The organism is Methylobacterium trifolii (genome assembly GCF_022179685.1).
GTDB lineage: Bacteria > Pseudomonadota > Alphaproteobacteria > Rhizobiales > Beijerinckiaceae > Methylobacterium > Methylobacterium trifolii.
Genome location: NZ_BPRB01000403.1, coordinates 1 through 2,634, shown reverse-complemented (window position 1 = coordinate 2,634; position 2,634 = coordinate 1). Strand labels below are relative to the sequence as shown.

The following is a 2,634-nucleotide window of genomic DNA, read 5'->3' as shown; positions in this document are numbered from 1 at the left end:
CAGATGCCGGAGCGGCCGCAGCCGGGCGAGAAGGCCGATTTCTACATGATCGAGATCGACGACCCCGACGTCGGCGTCGCCAAGCTGATCGAGGTGGTGACCAAGCGCATCCCTCGCTCCTTCGGGCTTGACCCGACCTGCGACGTCCAGGTCCTGACGCCCATGTTGCGCGGCTCGCTCGGCTCGCGGAACCTCAATCACGAGCTACAGCGTGTGCTCAACCCAAACCCGGCCCAGCAGATCGAGCGGTTTGGCTGGCGCTTCGCCCCTGGCGACCGAGTGATGGAGACCCAGAACGACTACGACCGCGACGTCTTCAACGGCGATCTTGGCATGGTGGCTCGCATCGACGAAGACGAAGGCGCCGTCGTTGTCACCTTCGATGGGCGCGAGGTCGTCTACCCCTACGGCGAGCTCGACACCCTCGTGCCCGCCTTCGCGACGACAATCCACAAGAGTCAAGGCTCGGAGTATCCCGCCGTGGTGATCCCAATCGTCACGCAGCACTTCAACATGCTGGCGAGGAATCTCCTCTACACCGGCGTCACGCGCGGCAAGCAGCTCGTCGTGCTGATCGGTCAGCGCAAGGCGATCGGCATGGCTGTTCGAGGAGGGAGCACGAGGCGACGGTGGACGAAGCTCCAGGAGTGGTTGGTCGGTTCATATCAGGAGCCATCGCAACGTGAACCACGAGCAACCTCTATCATCTCCGCGTCGGGCAACGGCCGCTGAAGTTGCACCGCCTACTGCACGGGTGCGTCACGCCATGTGCGACACTTCTCCGGCGTCGTCAGCAGCATCGGTATGGCCTTCGAGTGCACGGGTCCGACGATGCCGTTCGCTTCCGTTGTGAGGAAGGCGTATAGGCGGCGCCGCTCCTCGACCGGCTCGTCGCGCTTCCTGCCACGCACATTCAGTGGGCGCTTAGGTGCCGCGCGGTCGAGACCTCGGCGGCGGGATCGTATCAAAGATCGTGACGAGGAGCCTCCAGGCCCGTGCTGCTGACATATCCGACGAAGGGAACGCAGCAATCCTTGAGGGAGACCAGAGCGCAGGCTGAATGCCGTTAGCGATTGACCCCTCGACGCCGATCGAACCGCACAACGCAGACGATGACCCTTCGGTCTCGCTGACGACCGCAAAGTCCCAATCGCACTCCAAACAGCGCTTCAGTGAACTCCTCGACGGAGATTTGAGGTGCGATTAGCGATTTAACTCTTTAGGCGCCGAGCGAAGCCTGTTGCTCAAGAGGTTTTCTTTCAGCGACGCAGCGGGTAACGAAGCCTCAGGACCTTGACCTCTTAGCTAGCGCCTTGCAGGCTGGGCGCTATAATTCTGAGAACATGTCCTTGGGTAGCGCGTATCGAAAACCCTCTTGCATTGAGGTTTAATTGGAAAATATATAAACAAATATTATAAAATGACTTACTGATATAAATATCGCAATCTCTGATATCGAGGTGTATTTGAGTTGCCGACAGGCAAATGGTAGTGCATGATCTATTTTTTCAGCTGGAGAGGAGTTGCAAACTCTCCATCGTTTCGGAGCTTGTCATGCCGCCGGCAGACATTGACCAGATCCGGGTTCGCCTCGCCTCCCATCCAAGACCGGTCGACCTTGCTGCGCGCCGTGCGCGAGTTGATGACCTTGGCGCCGGCTACCCAATACCAGTTGATGTGTCCGTCGAAGCGGTCGACGCTCACGGCGTTCCTGCTGAGTGGACGAGCACGCCCGGGGCAAATGGAGAAAGCGTCGTCCTGTTCCTGCATGGGGGCGGCTACATCTCCGGGTCACTGAAGAGCCATCGCCACATGGTCGCGCAGGCTGGCCGTGAAGCCCGGGCGCGCACCCTGGCACTCAACTACCGCCTAGCGCCTGAGCACCCATTCCCTGCAGCGCTCGACGACGCCCTCACCGGCTATCGCTTTCTCCTTGCCTCGGGCATTGCACCGGCACGGATTGCGCTCGCGGGGGAGAGCGCAGGCGGCGGTCTCGCACTCGCGACGGCCCTGTCTTTGCGGGAGGTAGGCTTGCCGCTGCCGGGCTGCCTATGGCTTAGCTCGCCCTGGGTCGATCTCGCGCTCACGGGGCCTAGCATGGAGTCTAAGGCCGCCGTCGATCCCCTGCTCAGCAGAGCCTACCTTTCCGAGCTCGCGGGCCTCTACCTAAACGGCGCCGATGCGCGAGGGCCGCTCGTCTCGCCGATCAACGCCGATCTCACGGGTCTGCCTCCGACGCTGATCCAGGTGGGTTCCGCCGAGACACTCCTCGATGACTCTGTCCGGCTTGCAGCAGTCGCGGGCATCGCCGACGTCGCCGTGGACCTCGAGATCTGGCCGCACATGATCCACGCGTGGCATCTCTTCTACCAAGAAGTGGCAGATGGACAGCTCTCCCTAGCGCACGCGGGAAGCTTCATCCGCGAGCATCTTTATCCGAAGATCTAGGGTAGCGGGACGGCAGCAGAGCAGGCGCGATTGCCGCGATGCTGGCCGACCGGGACGCCTGGCGTGAAGAAGCTCGCCGTCTTGGCGGTGAGGTCGAACAAAGGCGGCGTGCATGACCACGGACCTGCAGCGGCTCCTCGACAACGCAGTCGCATTCCATGAGGCAGGCGCCCGCTGCTACCGCGA

General features: G+C 61.8%; 2 protein-coding genes and 1 pseudogene. 2 read left to right on the top strand and 1 reads right to left on the bottom strand.

Annotated features, from left to right (window positions below; all coding sequences use genetic code 11):
- Window positions 1-732 (top strand): ATP-dependent DNA helicase (locus COGEMETH_RS25240; protein WP_238185406.1); only part of this gene is annotated, 732 nt, incomplete at its 5' end.
- Here COGEMETH_RS25240 and COGEMETH_RS25235 read toward each other — a convergent pair.
- Window positions 666-911: pseudogene (locus COGEMETH_RS25235) on the bottom strand (SOS response-associated peptidase); the annotation flags it as partial. The gene COGEMETH_RS25240 and the pseudogene COGEMETH_RS25235 overlap by 67 nt on opposite strands.
- Window positions 912-1,554: 643 nt before the next feature.
- Here COGEMETH_RS25235 and COGEMETH_RS25230 point away from each other — a divergent pair.
- Window positions 1,555-2,448, top strand: a complete 894-nt coding sequence (locus COGEMETH_RS25230) for an alpha/beta hydrolase (protein ID WP_238185405.1) — start codon at window positions 1,555-1,557, stop codon at window positions 2,446-2,448.
- Window positions 2,449-2,634: the final 186 nt, after the last annotated feature.

What these genes read in the sequence shown, in the direction of transcription:
- COGEMETH_RS25230 (WP_238185405.1), top strand. Translation starts at nt 1,555, where the DNA reads ATGCCGCCGGCAGACATTGACCAGATCCGGGTTCGCCTCGCCTCCCAT.